This is a genomic window from Edaphobacillus lindanitolerans (assembly GCF_900156305.1).
GTDB classification, from domain to species: domain Bacteria; phylum Bacillota; class Bacilli; order Bacillales_A; family Planococcaceae; genus Bhargavaea; species Bhargavaea lindanitolerans.
The window spans coordinates 333,205-349,195 of the sequence record NZ_FTPL01000002.1; the positions used below are offsets into that span (position 1 = coordinate 333,205).

At 57.8% G+C, this 15,991-nt stretch carries 21 protein-coding genes and 1 other annotated feature; all 21 genes read right to left on the reverse strand.

The features are described 5' to 3' along the window. Positions 1-62 precede the first annotated feature (62 nt). Entirely contained in the window at positions 63-950 is an 888-nt protein-coding gene (gene pheA / locus B0B07_RS07735; protein ID WP_076757827.1) for a prephenate dehydratase, read from the reverse strand. Positions 951-971: 21 nt separating this feature from the next. Continuing rightward, positions 972-1,427 (reverse strand): ACT domain-containing protein, encoded by a 456-nt coding sequence (locus B0B07_RS07740; RefSeq protein WP_076758417.1) that lies wholly within the window; start codon positions 1,425-1,427, stop codon positions 972-974. A gap of 72 nt (positions 1,428-1,499) precedes the next feature. Continuing rightward, positions 1,500-2,789 carry a GTPase ObgE gene (gene obgE, locus B0B07_RS07745; protein WP_076757829.1) on the reverse strand — a complete coding sequence of 430 codons (1,290 nt, stop codon included), beginning with the start codon at positions 2,787-2,789 and terminating at the stop codon, positions 1,500-1,502. After that, positions 2,789-3,322: a Spo0B domain-containing protein gene (locus tag B0B07_RS07750; RefSeq protein ID WP_159438430.1), complete on the reverse strand. Its 534-nt coding sequence runs from the start codon at positions 3,320-3,322 to the stop codon at positions 2,789-2,791. The genes obgE and B0B07_RS07750 overlap by 1 nt, the downstream gene beginning before the upstream one ends. Positions 3,323-3,475: 153 nt before the next feature. Then, on the reverse strand, positions 3,476-3,766 hold the full coding sequence (gene rpmA, locus B0B07_RS07755; protein WP_076757832.1) for a 50S ribosomal protein L27: 291 nt from the start codon (positions 3,764-3,766) through the stop codon (positions 3,476-3,478). 12 nt (positions 3,767-3,778) lie between these two features. Then, positions 3,779-4,105 carry a ribosomal-processing cysteine protease Prp gene (locus tag B0B07_RS07760; RefSeq protein ID WP_076757834.1) on the reverse strand — a complete coding sequence of 109 codons (327 nt, stop codon included), beginning with the start codon at positions 4,103-4,105 and terminating at the stop codon, positions 3,779-3,781. A 9-nt stretch (positions 4,106-4,114) separates the two neighbouring features. Beyond that, on the reverse strand, positions 4,115-4,423 hold the full coding sequence (gene rplU, locus B0B07_RS07765) for a 50S ribosomal protein L21 (RefSeq protein WP_008299799.1): 309 nt from the start codon (positions 4,421-4,423) through the stop codon (positions 4,115-4,117). A gap of 12 nt (positions 4,424-4,435) precedes the next feature. Continuing rightward, positions 4,436-4,511: a sequence feature (ribosomal protein L21 leader region), on the reverse strand. A gap of 59 nt (positions 4,512-4,570) precedes the next feature. After that, positions 4,571-5,281: a site-2 protease family protein gene (locus B0B07_RS07770; RefSeq protein WP_084186611.1), complete on the reverse strand. Its 711-nt coding sequence runs from the start codon at positions 5,279-5,281 to the stop codon at positions 4,571-4,573. After that, positions 5,242-5,808: a peptidoglycan DD-metalloendopeptidase family protein gene (locus B0B07_RS07775; RefSeq protein ID WP_076757836.1), complete on the reverse strand. Its 567-nt coding sequence runs from the start codon at positions 5,806-5,808 to the stop codon at positions 5,242-5,244. Before B0B07_RS07775 ends, B0B07_RS07770 begins: the two co-directional genes overlap by 40 nt. Positions 5,809-6,280: 472 nt before the next feature. After that, the gene (locus tag B0B07_RS07780; protein ID WP_076757837.1) at positions 6,281-7,276 is read right to left on the reverse strand and encodes a nuclease-related domain-containing protein; all 996 of its coding nucleotides are present in this window, start codon (positions 7,274-7,276) and stop codon (positions 6,281-6,283) included. Between the two features lie 253 nt (positions 7,277-7,529). Next, on the reverse strand, positions 7,530-8,330 hold the full coding sequence (gene minD / locus B0B07_RS07785) for a septum site-determining protein MinD (RefSeq protein WP_076757839.1): 801 nt from the start codon (positions 8,328-8,330) through the stop codon (positions 7,530-7,532). 1 nt (position 8,331) lies between these two features. After that, positions 8,332-9,003, reverse strand: a complete 672-nt coding sequence (gene minC / locus B0B07_RS07790) for a septum site-determining protein MinC (RefSeq protein ID WP_076757842.1) — start codon at positions 9,001-9,003, stop codon at positions 8,332-8,334. Between the two features lie 28 nt (positions 9,004-9,031). Then, positions 9,032-9,556, reverse strand: a complete 525-nt coding sequence (gene mreD / locus B0B07_RS07795; protein WP_076757844.1) for a rod shape-determining protein MreD — start codon at positions 9,554-9,556, stop codon at positions 9,032-9,034. After that, positions 9,553-10,470, reverse strand: a complete 918-nt coding sequence (gene mreC / locus B0B07_RS07800; protein WP_076757846.1) for a rod shape-determining protein MreC — start codon at positions 10,468-10,470, stop codon at positions 9,553-9,555. The genes mreD and mreC overlap by 4 nt, the downstream gene beginning before the upstream one ends. A gap of 18 nt (positions 10,471-10,488) precedes the next feature. After that, on the reverse strand, positions 10,489-11,505 hold the full coding sequence (locus B0B07_RS07805) for a rod shape-determining protein (RefSeq protein ID WP_076757847.1): 1,017 nt from the start codon (positions 11,503-11,505) through the stop codon (positions 10,489-10,491). 90 nt (positions 11,506-11,595) lie between these two features. Beyond that, entirely contained in the window at positions 11,596-12,291 is a 696-nt protein-coding gene (gene radC, locus B0B07_RS07810) for a RadC family protein (protein ID WP_076757849.1), read from the reverse strand. Beyond that, positions 12,288-12,896 carry a Maf family protein gene (locus tag B0B07_RS07815; RefSeq protein ID WP_076757851.1) on the reverse strand — a complete coding sequence of 203 codons (609 nt, stop codon included), beginning with the start codon at positions 12,894-12,896 and terminating at the stop codon, positions 12,288-12,290. Before B0B07_RS07815 ends, radC begins: the two co-directional genes overlap by 4 nt. A 94-nt stretch (positions 12,897-12,990) precedes the next feature. Continuing rightward, positions 12,991-13,656 carry a hypothetical protein gene (locus B0B07_RS07820; RefSeq protein WP_076757852.1) on the reverse strand — a complete coding sequence of 222 codons (666 nt, stop codon included), beginning with the start codon at positions 13,654-13,656 and terminating at the stop codon, positions 12,991-12,993. Between the two features lie 86 nt (positions 13,657-13,742). Continuing rightward, the gene (locus B0B07_RS07825; protein WP_076757854.1) at positions 13,743-14,498 is read right to left on the reverse strand and encodes a prepilin peptidase; all 756 of its coding nucleotides are present in this window, start codon (positions 14,496-14,498) and stop codon (positions 13,743-13,745) included. Next, positions 14,495-15,178: a hypothetical protein gene (locus tag B0B07_RS07830; protein ID WP_076757856.1), complete on the reverse strand. Its 684-nt coding sequence runs from the start codon at positions 15,176-15,178 to the stop codon at positions 14,495-14,497. The genes B0B07_RS07825 and B0B07_RS07830 overlap by 4 nt, the downstream gene beginning before the upstream one ends. Continuing rightward, complete coding sequence (locus B0B07_RS07835; RefSeq protein ID WP_076757858.1) at positions 15,175-15,990, reverse strand: PilN domain-containing protein; 816 nt, start codon at positions 15,988-15,990, stop codon at positions 15,175-15,177. The genes B0B07_RS07830 and B0B07_RS07835 overlap by 4 nt, the downstream gene beginning before the upstream one ends. Position 15,991 lies beyond the last annotated feature (1 nt).

The window sequence follows — 15,991 nt, forward strand, 5'->3', positions numbered from 1 at the left end:
AAAAGTGCGCCAAAATTTGGGGCACCCGGCATCTGCAGCAATGAAAAAACCGGTCCGCCGCGTCAGCTGATGACGCGCGGGGCCGGTTTTTTTTCGTACGTATGGTAAGTGCCGAGCGATTTGACGATGCATCCGAGTGCGGCAAGTTCTTCAAGGGCGCCTCTCATCATCGGCACCTCCATCGACTCGTCGACATCCAGGATGAAGAAGTAATCGCCAAGACCCGTTTTCAACGGCCGGGATTCGATCTTCGACAGGTTCAGGCGGCGCCAGGTGAAAACGGACAGCACCTGATGCAAAGCGCCGGACCGGTTGTCCTTCGGCAGATTGATCATCAGTGTCGTCTTCGGCTTCGTGCTGCCGCCCGGCACCCCGAGCGCCCCTTCCGTCTTCGACAGGACGACAAAGCGCGTCCGGTTGAAATGGAAGTCGTGGATGTTGTCCTGGACGACTGAAAGTCCATATTTCTCCGCCGCAAACCGGTTGCCGATCGCCGCAATCCGTCTGTCGGGATTTTCCGAAACGAAGCGTGCCGCCCCCGAAGTGGACGTCATCTCAACGAGGGGCACGCCCCGGAACCGGTAGTGGAGATACTTATGGCACTGCGCAAGCGCCTGCGGGTGCGAATGGATGGACTCCACCTGTTCCCACCCGTCGGCCTGGGACGGATGCATCATGAGGTTTTGCTCGATCGGCGACAGGATTTCCGCCGCTATGTAAAGTTCCGCCTCATGGTACAGATAGTCGACTGTCAGGGAGACGGCTCCTTCCAGCGCATTCTCGATCGGGACGACTGCATAATCCGCCCGGCCCTCCGACACCGCCTCGATCGCCTCGGGGATGGTCGCATGGGGGACGAGCCATTCCCCGTGGAACATCCCGTCCGACGCGAGATGGGTGAACGACGCTTCCGGCCCAAGATAGGCCACGCGGATCGGTTGTTTCTCCATCGGTGTTCCCTCCTCTTCCGTTCAGTAGGCTCCGGAACTGACGACGTCCGCCGATTCGACGAACGCCAGGCGCTTCAGATTCTGGAGGAATGCATTCAGTTCGATGGTCATGCCGGTCACGTCGAGCGACAGCGTGACGTTCGCACGGCCCTGGATCGGGATCGTCTGGTGGATCGTCAGCACATTGCATTTCGCTTCCGCAACGGTCCTGAGCAGTTCTGCCAGCGACCCTTCCCTGTCCTCGAGCTGCAGGAAGATCGTCAGGATCCTCTCCTGCACAACCGAATGGAACGGAAAAACAGTGTCGCGGTATTTGTAGAACGCACTCCTCGACAGACCGACGCGCTTCACCGCATCCCAGATTGTCGATTCCTCGCCGTTTTGCAGAAGACGCTTCGCCTCGAGCGTCTTCTGCATGGATTCAGTCAGGACGTCTTCCCTGACGAGGAAATAACTTTCATCCGAAACATCTTTCACGTGGCTCAGCTCCCCTTCCGCGGAAATCTGTCCGGTAATGCCCTTTCCCGGCATCCGGGACCGAGCATTCCGTCATTCCACGAATTCAAATTCGAAGTCCATGATGCGCACGGCGTCTCCGTTCGTCACGCCCCGCTGGCGGAGGGCATCATCCACGCCCATCCCGCGCAGTTGGCGTGCGAAGCGGCGGACGGATTCTTCACGGCTGAAGTCGGTCATTTTGAACAGTCGTTCCACGCCTGCCCCTTTTACAACATAGGCGCCATCGTCATCACGCGTGATCGTGAAGTCTTCCTTCTCCCCTTCGAACTTATAGAGAACATGGCGGGATTCTTCCACTTCGGCAGGGTCGTGGAGCGGGAATTCCGGAGTCTCGTCGAGCAGGTCCGCCACTGCATAGAGCAGTTCGGAAAGGCCCTGGCGCGTGACCGCGGAAATCGGGTAGATCTTCATATCCGCCGGCACCTGATCTTTGAATTCGGCGAGATTGATCTCGGAGTCCGGCATGTCCATCTTGTTGGCGACGATGATCTGCGGACGCTCGGTGAGCCGCAGATTGTACTGCTCCAGCTCTTCATTGATCGTGACCCAGTCCTCGTACGGGTCGCGCCCTTCCATGCCGGACATGTCGATCACATGGACGATGACCCGCGTTCGTTCGATGTGGCGCAGGAACTGGTGGCCGAGTCCGACGCCCTCGTGTGCACCCTCGATGAGTCCCGGCAGGTCGGCCATGACGAAGCTGCGGCCGTCGCCGGTGTCGACGACGCCGAGGTTCGGCACGATCGTCGTGAAATGATAATCGCCGATTTTCGGTTTTGCCGCGGAAACGACCGACAGGAGCGTCGATTTTCCGACGCTCGGATATCCGACGAGTCCGACATCCGCAAGCACTTTCAGTTCAAGGACGACTTCCAGCTCATGGCCCGGCTCGCCTTTTTCGGAGATTTCCGGCGCCGGATTGGCCGGGGTCGCAAACCGGATATTCCCGCGTCCGCCCCGTCCGCCTTTCGCGATGACCGCGCGCTGTCCGTTTTCGGTCAGGTCGGCGATGATCGCGCCGCTTTCCGCTTCCGTCACGATGGTGCCCGGCGGGACACGGACAATCATGTCCTGTGCGTTCTTGCCGTGCTTGCTCTTGCTCATGCCGTGCTCTCCGCGCGGCCCCTTGAAGTGCTTCTGATAGCGGAAGTCCATGAGGGTGCGCAGGCCTTCATCCACTTCAAAGATGACATCGGCCCCGTGTCCTCCGTCCCCGCCGGCCGGTCCGCCGTTCGGGACATATTTCTCGCGGCGGAAAGCGACCATTCCGTCGCCTCCGTCTCCGCCTTTCACATAGATCTTGACGTGGTCGACAAACATCAGCGATCCACCTTCCTTCCTGCAACAATCAATTTTAGTCCTTCTTCCGAAGAATTCAGTTCAACCTCAAACGGCGCATCATCGCCCGGTTCGGGCAGATCGCCTTCCATCCCGAACGGCCCCTCCAGATCAAACTCGATCAGCCAGCCGGGTTCCCTGGATTCCACATGGATGCCGGCCCGGTATTCGGCATACGGGCTCAGCCTGTCCGAGAGGGTCCCGAACAGTGCTTCCAGAAAGCGTTCGGTCCACCGGTCCGCGTCCGGATTCCCCGGGCTTTCGACCGTCACCGTCATCGCCTGCTCATACTCGGGAAACCGCCAGCCGAATGTGAGGAGCCACTCCGCCGTCGCCGGCATGTCCAGTCCGGCGAGCATCGACTCATGCCGCCCCTTCTCGACCGCCGCATCAATCGTCTCGCGGACGCTGTCATCCATGCCGAGGTCCAGCTGCATCTGCAGCAGATGAAGCGTGTTCATATAATCATGCCTGGCGTGCTTCAGCAGCTCCTGGGCCGTCATCCTGCTTTCCATGCTCAACACCCCGTCCTGTTGATCGTGTTCATTCCATACGTACAGTATACCATTTCCTCCCCCGTCGCTTTCAAGCTGATCGACGGATTGGAATCGCACCGGCCGAATAAAAAAAGCGGGCCGCATGTCGCCATGCAGCCCGCCGAGCCTGGATTACGCTTCTTGCGCAACCGGGTAAACGCTCACTTTTTTCTTGTCGCGGCCAAGACGCTCGAAGCGTACGACGCCGTCAACTTTTGCGAAAAGGGTATCGTCACCGCCGCGGCCGACATTCTCGCCCGGGTGGATTTTCGTCCCGCGCTGGCGGTACAGGATGGAACCGCCGGAAACGAACTGGCCGTCCGCACGCTTTGCGCCGAGGCGCTTCGCTTCGGAGTCACGGCCGTTCTTCGTGGAACCTACACCTTTTTTCGATGCGAAAAACTGGAGATCCAAACGTAGCATTAAGTCCACCTCCTATCGGTTTATCGTTACTCGGATATGTTCGCCATAGTCCCGTTCAATCGTCTGCAATGAAACGACCATCGATCTCATGATGAGCTGGACGGCATCGTCGTCTTCGGATTCGGGGAAGGAGACGGCCAGAAAGCCGCCGTCCTCGCCCTGCTCCACGCCGGGCTCCGTCCCGGTCAGTTCGAACACCGAATTCACGGCGCCGAACGACACGGCCGAAGCCGCCGCACAGACAAGATCTTTTCCGTACTCATCAAAATCCGCATGGCCGGACATCTCAAAAGAGGTGATCCGGCCTCCGGGTGTCTCATTCACGTTGACTTCAATCACGGCCGACCCTTACAGGTTGATGCCGTCGATGACGACTTTCGTGTACGGTTGACGGTGACCTTGTTTTTTACGGTAGTTTTTACGGCGCTTGTATTTGAATACAACGATTTTCTTGCCGCGGCCGTGTTTGGCGATCTTCCCTGTTACGGTAGCGCCTTCCACGAATGGAGCTCCGACTTTCACGTCGTCCCCGCCGACGAACAATACTTTGTCGAATGTGATCGTTTCATCAACGTCACCTGCGAGCTTTTCGATGTAGATCTCCTGGCCCGCTTCAACTTTAACTTGCTTGCCGCCTGTTTCAATGATTGCGTACATGCCTGCACCTCCTCTTGGACTAAGACTCGCCCTTCAAGGCGATCCGTTGCGGATGCTTAACACCTTGTCGGTGCGGTTGTAGCACGGGTGCGCTACAAACCAACATATGAATATTACCATAGACGGATGGTGCGGTCAATGGACAGGCTAATATTTTCCGTGCAGCCGCTCGACCGCCTGCTCGTATTTCCTCAGGCGCCAGTGACGCACGTTCTGGAAAAATAAAAAAAAGGATAAGAACACGTACGGGGCTGCCCCCGGAAGATGAAAAAGCGCGGCGGCGCCGGCTGCTGCGGAGAACACCATCGATGAGAGGATGAGGCTGTACCGGATGCCCGGCAGGAGAATGGCAAGCGCCCGGCCCCCGTCGAGCGGAAGGACCGGAAGAAGATTGAGCAGGAGCAGGACGAGCTGGACCGAGATGATGAGCGGCTGGCCCGGAACGGGGAACCCGATGGCGAGCAGCAGCAGGATGCCCGTGGCAACAGGGCCGCCCGCCACGATGAACAGCCTGTCCTTTTGCGGCAGGCGCGAAAACAGCGGTATGTCGATCTCCCCGCCGTACGGTGTGATCGTGCACCGCTGCACACGCGTCCCGGTGAGCCGGGCGGCGATCAGATGCCCCGCCTCATGCACGAGCAGCGACCCGAGGATGACGGCGTAGACCGAGACATTGCCGGTCGCGATGATCGCGAGCAGAAACGGGATCATCACCGGATGAAGCCGGATGTGGAGGGAGCGGTCCCGGATGCGCCAGAACGGACGTTTTCCGCCGGACTCGGCCGATGCACGGGACGCGGAGATCGTGCCGGCTGAGCTTAATTCTCCTCTTCGGCGTTTCGCAGCAGCGACAGCCACTCCTTCACTCCTTCGGCATCCAGCATCTTCCCGTCCTGCTCCACCCCAAGGAACATCGCGCCCGTCTCCAGCTCCGCAATCGGCTGGCCGGCAACGACCGCTGTATACGGCAACGTGAGAAACTTCCCGACGAAGCCGTATGTGACCGTGTCCCCGTCGTCATACAGCACCGTCACCGTCTTTCCGGTCTGGCGCGTGTGCCCTGTATAAATGACGAGGCCGTCGCCCTTCGCCGACACCGGCACCGCTGCATCGTACGACAGCAGCACGCCCTCACGGAACGGCTGCAGCGTCGAAAACCGGGCGATCGCCGGCTCCGCAGTGTCCGCGGACACCGGGACCGTCTGATCCGGCCGCCTGTCCTCCACAAACGACATCACCCAACGCTTCATGACGACCAGCTCCTCGCCCGACCGCACGAGGTGCGTGACCTGCGTCTTCATCACCTCATGCTCCTCCAGCTTCGCCACCCCGAACAGAACGCCCGTGATCACAATCGCCGCAATCCATTTATCCCGCCACTTCATCGCACCCACCCCGAAATTTGTTTTCTCTACTATATGAGGACGAGGCCGGAGTGATGAGTGGGAAGTAGAGTCGGTGAAGAAGATGACGGACGGTGGTTGGAGTTTAGTATAGGACGCACCCGGTAATGACGGTAGTCCCGGCACTGTGGATTATGGACCCGCTTTATGAATTATGGAGGCCCCCTGTGAATTATGGAGGGCTGTTGTGAATTATGGACTCCCCTTATGAATTATGGAAGGCTGTTGTGAATTATGAACTTCCCTTATGAATTATGGAAGGCCGTTGTGAATTATGGACTCCTGTTATGAATTAAGGAGACCCGTTCTGAATTATGGAGTCGCTTTATGAATTATGAGCAGTCGTTGTGAATTACGAATCCGTTTTATGCATTTAGAGAGTCGTTATGACTTTTCCTAATGAATTTAATAGGCCATCCATATGCACCGCTGTTGTAATGTTGAAACAAAGACTTTAAGTACTCTTATACAATAAGTGATGGACATACGATTCCAGCCTGAAACGCTCCTGAGGAAGGGCAAATGCTCGATTTCTTTTGAAATGACCATTATAAATTCCATAGTCGTTAATGATGCGCATGGCCATTGCCAGATTATCAAGCCCTAAAAACCATCTTACTTCATTACTGAAAATCATTTCTCCTAACAATAAACGATATTCCTGCAGCGTTGCCAAATGGGCATCTTTGGATATAACTCCGCATAGATTACAGATCCACTGGCCTCGTCCGCGTTGCATGCCAATAACAAAGCAGCCAGGACAGCGTACACCCGTCATGATGTCTGCTTTCGCTAAGCCATACCAGTTAAGGTATTTGTCATGAGGTTTTTTCCTGTTAACCAACAGACTATCCCGCATTTTGATGAGTTGGGGGCGATCCAGTGTTAGGCATCCCGCCTTTTCAAGGTTCTCAAGATGTACCGGGAGTCTGTCAACCGTGATCACCGGTTGAGTGATGGGCGCTCTTTGCAATACACTTTTGTAACTCGCCATTACTATGGCGCCCTCAACTGGAAGAGGGATGCCGATGGAAGCGAAGTGATTCTCCAGTGCGGCTATGGCTCGGTTGAGCTGGTCTTCTGGGTTTCGCATTCCTTCCCGTTTTCCGGATTGCATCCGATAAAATTGCCCGGACAGTTCGTCAAAGAATAACTCCCCCGCAATGTTTTTGATTTCAAGAACCAAAATAAACGCAGGGTGAAGAATGAGAGTGTCTGTTTGGATCGGCGTCATGACACCAGGCAGTTCCACATCCCTCAAGACAATCGGCCTTTCGCGCATCCTCGCTTCGGCCATGAAGAAATCCGCCCGCTTTTCGCCGGCATATCCCGCAAGCCGATTCCGGCAATCTTGCCGGATCCGACCCCTTTGTTCATGCCGGGCGGGCACACGCGACTGGAGAACGGCAAGTGCCGTGAGCCGTTCCGGGACTTCCCTTCTCGATTTCATTCCCTCCATCCCCTTTCACTACATGACAAAACTCGTATTCACTCCATGTTCAAGCTGCCTGCCCAAAAACTCTCCTCCACCCGATACTGAAGCGTCCATTCCCCCTATGATGGAACCCCCATTCACCCCCGCTCCCTCTAAACAACAAAAACCCCCGCCGCATGCTCAAAAAGCATGCGATGGGGGTCGCTGTTCAATCCTTGCCTCATCTATTATACTGCAATCATTTCCCGGGAAACCCGCTGCCTGCCAATCACTTGGAGAACAGGGATTTCAGCTTGCCGAAGAATCCTTTTTGCTTGTCGTCCATCGACATGAGCGGGACGGATTCGCCGAGGATGCGGCGGGCGATGTTGCGGTAGCCGATGGCGGCCCGGTTGGACGGGTCCATGACGACCGGTTCGCCTTTGTTCGAGGAAGAGATGACATTTTCGTCGTCCATGACGATGCCGAGCAGGTCGATCGACAGGTGGGTCGTAATGTCGTTCACATCGAGCGCTTCGCCGGTGTCCATGAGGTGACGCCGGATCCGGTTGATGATGAGCTTCGGCGGCTCGATGCCCTCTTCCTGTTCGAGAAGTCCGATGATGCGGTCGGCGTCCCGGACGGCGGAGATTTCCGGCGTCGTGACGACGATCGCGCGGTCAGCACCGGCTACGGCGTTTTTGTATCCTTGTTCAATGCCGGCCGGGCAGTCAATCAGAACAAAGTCATATTCGCGCTTGAGTTCGGTGACCAGTTCCTTCATCTGCTCCGGCGAGACGGCGAGTTTGTCGGTAGTCTGCGCGGCAGGCAGAAGGAAGAGTCGGTCGTCGAACCGCTTGTCTTTGACGAGTGCCTGGTTGACCCGGCAGCGGCCTTCGACGACGTCGACGAGATCATAGATGATCCGGTTCTCGAGTCCGAGAACGACGTCCAGGTTGCGCAGGCCGATATCGGTGTCGATGAGGCAGACTTTCTTGCCTTGAAGGGCCAATGCAGTCCCAAGGTTGGCGGTCGTCGTCGTTTTGCCGACGCCCCCCTTCCCTGATGTCACAACGATGGCTTCTCCCACATTAGCTTCCTCCCTTGAATGTAGATAGGTTCGGCCTGAGGTTGCGCAGTTCCTGCAGGCGGTCGATGGCGATGAAGCCGTTCTGGTGGATGTATGCACATTCCATCTCCGGGCTTTCGGACAGAACGGTCAGTTCGTCCGTCATCGTTTCTATTTTATCGGCAATCATCAAATGGGTCGCTTCAAGCCAAGAGGCCGCGATGACTGCGTCATGATTGCCGCCCGCACCGGCATGGGCAATGCCCTTCAGCCGGCCGAGCACGAAAATATTGCCGTTCGCAATGGCCTTTCCGTTCGGGTTGATGTCCCCGATGATGACCAGGTCGCCGTCCGCCTTGACGATTTGTCCGGAGCGGATGATTCCGACATAGGTCTCCGATTGGCTCTCGATGATCCGGCGGTTGCATTCCTCCATCCGGATCACGTCACTCTGCACTTTCGACACACGGAGATGGGGGGACTCCTGAACAATGCCGATCAGCTCCTTCACCTGGTCATCGGTGCAGTATCGGTTGCCGAGGTGGAGCTGGACTTCCGCCATGCCCTCGAGCGCTTCCTCCCCGACTTTCTGCCCCATTTCGCCGAGCAGTTCGGCATAGGAGCATTGGTCATCAAGGCGCAGTACCAGGCCCGATTTCGTCCCTTTGATCATGACCAGCTGCTTTTTCGTCATTTGTGTCACCCCGCATTCTCCTCCATGTTTACGAAATCCCTTCTTTGTTCAGGATGCTTCTCCGGTCGATCAGCATCTTGAACACCCACCCGAACATGACCAGGAACACGGCGTTCGCGATCATGGTCGGCAGCAGCCGTGTCTTCAGGAACTCGTCGAAGCCGATCGAGACGAAGCCGATAAGCGTGAAGAACGAGTAGAGCGCGGTCTCAAGCAGTGCCACAAGCAAAAGCGAGATGACCGTGACGACGGCGACATGCTGGTGGATATGCTTCACGATCCAGCACGCAAGAAGGCAGAGCACCGGATACAGAAAGGCGTATAGTCCAATAATATCAATGTGGAACATATCGTACAAGAGTCCAAAGACGATCCCGTAGACGACTGCCCGCTGCCGGCTGTAGTAGACGCCGACGAAAATGAGGAACATGATCAAAAAGCGCGGAACGAGATAATAGTATTCCCCGCCAATCTCGATCGGTGAAAACAGGCCGAATACCGGCTCCAAAAAGAACAAAACGACGGCAATGAGCGGAATGGCGAGCCGGATCATGATCCGCTCCCGCCTTCCGCCTCATCCGCCGCTTCGTCCATCGCCTCACCCGTATTGCCTGCATCCGAGCCGTCGACCGCCATCGATGTGCGCTTGGCGATGATGACATGCTCGAGCATCGAGAAGTCGGCGGCCGGCTTGATGTACGCCTGTTTGGTCAACCCGTAGTCCTCCGTCGTCACTTCCGTGATCTCTCCGATCAGGAGGCCTTTCGGGAAAATGCCGCCGAGTCCCGATGAGATGACTTTCTGGCCGGGCTTGATGTCGAACGTCGAGTCGATCCGCTTCATGATGAGCTCGTGCCGCTCCGTGTCGTAGCCTTCGATCAGGCCGAACGCCTCAGGCTTGCCGGTGACGAGTGCGGACACCCGGTAAGTCGGGTCCTGCGTCGCGAGCAGCTGCACGGTGGACGTGAACGGGGTCGTCAGGATAACTTTCCCGATCAGCCCTTCCGCCGTCATGACCGCCATGTTCTTTTTCACGCCGTGCACTTCCCCGCGGTCGATGACGACTTTTTCTTCCCATTGGTCCGGATTCCGTGCAAGCACGGTCGCCTGGACCGGCTCATAGTCCCGTAGGTCTTCTTCTTTGCCGAGGGCCTTGCGGAGCCTGTCGTTCTCCAGCCGGACATCACTCAGCTCCGCCTGGACAGAGGCATATTCCGCCAGCCGGGACTTCAGCCGCTTGTTCTCCTCGTACGTGTTCAGGAGGAGGTCCACGTCGTCGATCAAATCCGTTATGTATTGCGCCGGCTTCGAAAAGACGGACTGTCCGAAGCCGACTGCATCTTTTACAATCTGTTCGGGGACGCTCGCGTTTTCCCGGTCTTTCAGCGTGAAGAAGATCAATGCCACGAGGACGATGACACCGACGAGAAGGAGGATCAGCCGTTTGTTCGTGAAAAACTGCGGCATGTTGCCGTCCCTCCTAGATTATCTGGCTTGCTGTTTCTTGATGACGTCGAAGTTGTCGAGTGCCTTGCCCGTACCGATGGCCACGCAGTCGAGCGGATCGTCCGCGATGAAGACCGGCATGTTCGTCTGCTCGGAGATGACTTTGTCCAGGTTGCTCAGGAGTGCGCCCCCGCCCGTCAGGACGATGCCGCGTTCCATGACGTCCGCGGACAGTTCCGGAGGGGTCGTCTCGAGCGTCTTCTTCACCCCGTCCACGATGGCCGTGATGGCTTCCTTGAGCGCTTCCGCGATTTCCTCGGACGAGATTTCGATCGTCTTCGGAAGACCCGTCAGCAAGTCGCGGCCGCGGATTTCCATCTTCTCCGGCTTGTCCGCCACTTTCGCCGAACCGATCTCAATCTTGATCTGCTCTGCGGTGCGTTCGCCGATCGTCAGGTTATACGTCTTGCGGATGTACGTGATGATCGCCCCGTCCATCGCGTCGCCGCCGACGCGGATCGATTCGCTCGTCACGATGCCGCCGAGGGAAATGACTGCAACTTCGGTTGTACCGCCACCGATATCGACGACCATGCTGCCCGTAGGTTCCCACACCGGCAGATTCGCTCCGATCGCAGCGGCGAACGGCTCTTCGATCGTGAAGGCATCCTTCGCGCCCGCATGGCGGGAAGCATCGATGACCGCACGCTGTTCGACAGACGTGATGCCATACGGCACACAGATCATGACATTCGGCTTTTTCCATGATCCGCCGGAGGCTTTCTGCGCCTCTTTCAAATAGTACTCAATCATTTTCGTCGTAGTTTCAAAGTCTGCGATGACGCCGTCTTTCATCGGACGCGTGGCGACGATCGAGCCCGGCGTCCGGCCGATCATGTTCTTTGCATCGTTACCAACGGCAACGATGTCTCCCGTCTGAACATTTTTGGCAACGACCGACGGTTCCCTGAGGACAATTCCCTTACCCTTGATGAAAACTAGTGTATTTGCGGTGCCGAGGTCGATCCCGACATCTTTCGATCCCAATCCAAACACGGTTTTACTCCCTTTCTGCACGGCCGTCTAATGTCGCCGGTTTCAAATCATACACATCATTATAACGGAAATCGTGCGAAAGTGGCAATGTTATATGAAGTCACCTTCTTTGAGACTGAGAAACTGGTGATCGCCGATAATCAAATGGTCGAGCAGGTCGATCCCGACGATCCGCCCCGCCTCCGCCAGGCGCTTCGTCACCTCGATGTCTTCCGGGCTCGGCGCCGGGTTTCCGCTCGGGTGGTTGTGCGCACAGATGATCGACGCCGCCGAGCGCTTCACCGCCTCGCGGAACACTTCACGAGGATGGACGATCGATGAGTTCAGGCTGCCGATGAAAATCGTGCTCTTATGCAGAACTTCGTTTTTCACATTCAGGAACAGCGCGACAAAATGCTCCTGGGTCAGTGAAGCCATGTCCGGCATGAGGTAGGCCGCCGCGTCTTCCGGAGACCGGATGACATACCGGTCATTCGACTGCTTCCTCGCCAGCCGCTTGCCGAGCTCGACCGCGGCCAGGAGCTGGACCGCCTTCGCCTCCCCGACCCCTTTGACCGACGTCATCTCCTCGACCGTCGCATGCTGCAGGTCCTGAATCTTGTCGTAGAACCCGATCACCCGGTTGGCAATCTGCAGCACGGATTCCGACCGGGTGCCGCTCCTGAGGAGGATGGCGATCAGTTCCTGGTTGGACAGGCTTTCCGCACCTTGCCGGAGAAGCCGCTCCCGCGGCCGGTCGGCGATGTGCAGCTCGCTGATCTTCGGCACATACAGATCCAGCGTCATGGCTCGTCCTTCCCGGGTTCCCGCGCGATGATGCCCATTTCGTCCAGTTCACGGAATACGTCTGCGACCGGCAGGCCGACGACGGCATGGTAGTCGCCACGGATTTCATTCACGAACAGCGCGCCGCCCGTCTGGATCCCGTACGCCCCCGCCTTGTCGAGCGGATCTCCGGACGACACATAGGCATCGATGAGCCGGTCCGGAATCTCGCGAAATGCCACTTCGGTGCTTTTGCCGAAAGTCCGTGCTTCGTTTCCGTCAATGATGCAGACGCCCGTCGAAACGGAATGTGTCCGGCCCGACAGCTCCTTTAGGTAAACCCGCGCTTCCTCCGGTCCGGACGGCTTTCCATACACGCTCCCCCCGAGATGGACGACGGTGTCAGAGCCGATCACGACGGCGTCCGGAACCTCTGCAGCGGCGGTTTCGGCTTTGAGGGACGCCAGGCGGACCGAGTAGTCAGCCGGCGTCTCCCCTTCCCTGATCGGCGGTTCGAACACATCCGTCGCCAAAACATTGAACGGGATCCCGGCGAGTTCGAGCAGTTCACGTCTTCTTGGCGATCCGGATGCGAGGATCACCGGCTTGGTCGTCTTGAATTTCATTGTTCATTCCCCCTTCGTTGCTATGCGTCCATCATAGCCGAAAGCAACAAAACGGGAAATTGTCCATTTTTCATTTTTGGGCAAGAAAAGGGCTTCAAAATTCAATTTTGAGACAGCCGGAATTCGGCACATAATGGCTGATCAGCTGCAGCCGGATGACCCCGATTTCTCCTGAAATCTGCTCAACGGCGGTGATATTCTGATTCCAGTCCTTCGGCAGGCCGGCAGCCTGTGCGGCGTCTTCAAATTTCAAACTTGCGGGTTCCTTCGCAGCCAGCAAAACCGGCAGTTTCCCTTCCCCCTCTGGCGGGCAGGCCGCCGCATCCAGTGTGAACGGCTTGACGAACGTGTCGGCAGTCAGCGCGTCCTTCGCTTCGGAATCGGTCAGGTGGACGGATGACCACAGGTAAAACTTGTCACCGACCGGGAAAATCGCCGCATTGCGCAGATTCGCATCGGCCGCCAGGAACGACTGTGCCGCCTCCCCCGTCGAAAACATGCCGTGCTGGACGGCAAAGAACGCGGTCCGCCGGTTCGCGGTCGGCTCTCCGGCTGCATCCCCTTTCTTTCCGGCCTCCCCCTTTTCCGGTTTCGCCGGCGCATCCACGGGAACCGTGTCATCCCCCTTCGCCTTGCTGCCCTGACCGTCCCCCGACATGACGATGAACCCGAACAGGAGCACGCCGCCGATCCCCATGAGGAACCCGTGGAAGACGGCCATGGCGAGTGCGCCCGTCGTATATTTCTTTTTGAACCGCATGAGACCACCCCTTTATAGGCGAAGATACCATTCGGCCCATGAAAAAGGACAAGACGTTTGTCGTCTTGTCCACAAAAGATATCGGGTTAAAAGAACAGATTTACATACGAGCCGACAATCCGGCCGCCATACAGATAGGCGACCGCCGCACCGAGCGCGATCCACGGGCCGAACGGGATCGGCGTCCGCCGCCCTTTCCCCTGACGCCTCAGATGAAGGAATCCCATAATCGCCCCGACGAGCGCGGCGATGAACAGCGACACGAACGAGTGCACGGTGCCGAGCACGAGCCCGATCACGACATACAGCTTGATGTCCCCTCCGCCCATCCCGCCCTTTGACACGACCGCCGTCAGCAGGAGCACTCCCGGCAGCACGACGGCCGCCACCGCACTGTCCCACCCCGGTTCGAGCGGGAAGACCAGACGGAGCAACAGGAGCGGAATTCCGAACAGGAGAAGGATTTTGTCGGGAATGAGCATGTAGGCAAGATCCGACACCGTGATGATGACGAGAAGCGACATGAAGAGCAGCGCGATGATCAATTCACCGGAAAAGCCGAACCGCAAATAGCTGAGGGCGAACGCGACGCCCGTCAACAGCTCCATCACCGGATAGGTCCAGTGAATTGCCGAGCCGCACTCCCGGCATTGCCCCTTCAGCCAGACGAATGAAAAAAAGGGGACGAGGTCGGCCGCCGTCAGCCGCCTGCCGCAGTTCGGACAGTGCGACGGCGGGGCGACGACCGACTCGCCCTTCGGCACGCGCAGCCCGACCACATTGAAGAACGAGCCGAACACGAGGCCATAGATGAAGAACAGGACCGCCCACAGCCACGTCATTGCCCGGCCCCCTGTTCCGTATCGTCTTCAAATGGGAACGGATCTTCTTTCTGCGAGGCCGGCGGAGCCGGGACCTTCGGAACTTCACCCCGGAGCGACTCGAGATCCGGCCGATAGAACGACGAGAACGTGACCTCGAGGGAAATCGGCTCTTCTTCCTGGGCCTCATCGACCTTTTCCGGAGGACCGGCGAAGGAGATGGAATCCATCACCGTGATGCGGTCCATCCGTTCCACTTCTTCGATGAACGTGGCAATGCCCTCATAATCCGCAGACAGGATCGTGACGGTCGTCAGGAGTTCCTGCACGTTTTCTACTCCTTCCGGCGGGTTTTCGATGACCATCTCGCCTGTCGTGAAGGCGACATTCTCGATTTCCGTACCGGAAACAGTCTCCGCTTCACCAAGCCGTAGGAGGATGGTCTCCTCGACCGGTTCGACCGGGACCTTGCGCTGGTGCGGAAGGGAGCTCGCAGGCTCGCGATCCTCATCCGGCGTTGCCTGCTGCTGGAGGGTGGACAGCACCTGGCGCTCCGCCTGCATATTGTCCTGCGACTGCTGCAGCTGCTCGCGCGCAGGCTCGAACAGCAGGTAATACGAATATAGAAGGAGTGAGATGAAGAACAGGATCGACAGCACGAGCAGGATCGTCTCTTTCCGGTTCAGGTTCAGCCGGTTCATTGCCCCCCGCCCCCTTCCTCGGCGCCGGGCTCATTGACGGACGTCGATTCGGAATCGCCATTTTCTACGTTGTCCGTATCTCCGCTGTCCGTTGCGTCCGTTCCGGTATCCGTTGAGTCTTCTGTACCCGCATCTTCTTCGGTACCGGTGCCGGCATCCGTTCCGCCGGTTGCGTCTGCATCATCCGCGGCTTCTCCGTCTCCCGGTTCTCCCGCCGTGCCTGCGGCCCCGGACCGCGGATCGGTGAAATCGATCGTATACGAGGCAACGTAGCGCGGGACGACCACTTCATCGGAAACAACCGGATTCCCCGCCTCGTCCGTGTCTTCTTCGGGATGGGAGGCGGTCACTTCATTCATTGAGGCTGCGTCAACCATGGCGGCAGCCTTCAGCCGCGCCAGATAATGGGCGGCCTGTTCATATGTATCAAACTGGACAGACAGTTCGGCCGTGTGCGGCCCGGTATATGTAAATTCCGTGATGAAGCCCCTGACGGGCAGGAGCGAGACGAGATGGCGGAGCAACGGTGCCGTGCTGAACCGGTAGGACTCCGCCCACTCGACCGTCTTCTCGAGCTGTTGCCGGTCGGCCATCGTTTCGGTCCCCTGAAGGCGGGACTGGAGTGCCTGCTGTTCCGCTCTCAGCTCCTCGGTCCGGACATCCGCAAGCTTTGCCTCATCGGCGTTCCGGTTCGCCATCAGGAACAGGGCGAGCCAGAAAATCAGCGCCGACAGGAGGATGGCAATCGAGACGATGAGCGCCTTCGACCGTTCCCGTTCCCGTCCGGGCAATAAATTGATATCGACGAGCATC

Bases quoted from the DNA above. Each gene is read 5' to 3' on its own strand.
- B0B07_RS07825 (WP_076757854.1), bottom strand. From the start codon at position 14,498: ATGACGTGGCTGTGGGCGGTCCTGTTCTTCATCTATGGCCTCGTGTTC.
- B0B07_RS07815 (WP_076757851.1), bottom strand. From the start codon at position 12,896: ATGAAATTCAAGACGACCAAGCCGGTGATCCTCGCATCCGGATCGCCA.
- B0B07_RS07780 (WP_076757837.1), bottom strand. From the start codon at position 7,276: ATGAAATCGAGAAGGGAAGTCCCGGAACGGCTCACGGCACTTGCCGTT.
- mreC (WP_076757846.1), bottom strand. From the start codon at position 10,470: ATGCCGCAGTTTTTCACGAACAAACGGCTGATCCTCCTTCTCGTCGGT.
- minC (WP_076757842.1), bottom strand. From the start codon at position 9,003: ATGACGAAAAAGCAGCTGGTCATGATCAAAGGGACGAAATCGGGCCTG.
- rplU (WP_008299799.1), bottom strand. From the start codon at position 4,423: ATGTACGCAATCATTGAAACAGGCGGCAAGCAAGTTAAAGTTGAAGCG.
- pheA (WP_076757827.1), bottom strand. From the start codon at position 950: ATGGAGAAACAACCGATCCGCGTGGCCTATCTTGGGCCGGAAGCGTCG.
- rpmA (WP_076757832.1), bottom strand. From the start codon at position 3,766: ATGCTACGTTTGGATCTCCAGTTTTTCGCATCGAAAAAAGGTGTAGGT.
- B0B07_RS07835 (WP_076757858.1), bottom strand. From the start codon at position 15,990: ATGCTCGTCGATATCAATTTATTGCCCGGACGGGAACGGGAACGGTCG.
- B0B07_RS07750 (WP_159438430.1), bottom strand. From the start codon at position 3,322: ATGGAAAGCAGGATGACGGCCCAGGAGCTGCTGAAGCACGCCAGGCAT.
- B0B07_RS07820 (WP_076757852.1), bottom strand. From the start codon at position 13,656: ATGCGGTTCAAAAAGAAATATACGACGGGCGCACTCGCCATGGCCGTC.
- mreD (WP_076757844.1), bottom strand. From the start codon at position 9,556: ATGATCCGGCTCGCCATTCCGCTCATTGCCGTCGTTTTGTTCTTTTTG.
- radC (WP_076757849.1), bottom strand. From the start codon at position 12,291: ATGACGCTGGATCTGTATGTGCCGAAGATCAGCGAGCTGCACATCGCC.
- obgE (WP_076757829.1), bottom strand. From the start codon at position 2,789: ATGTTTGTCGACCACGTCAAGATCTATGTGAAAGGCGGAGACGGAGGC.
- B0B07_RS07830 (WP_076757856.1), bottom strand. From the start codon at position 15,178: ATGAACCGGCTGAACCTGAACCGGAAAGAGACGATCCTGCTCGTGCTG.
- B0B07_RS07775 (WP_076757836.1), bottom strand. From the start codon at position 5,808: ATGAAGTGGCGGGATAAATGGATTGCGGCGATTGTGATCACGGGCGTT.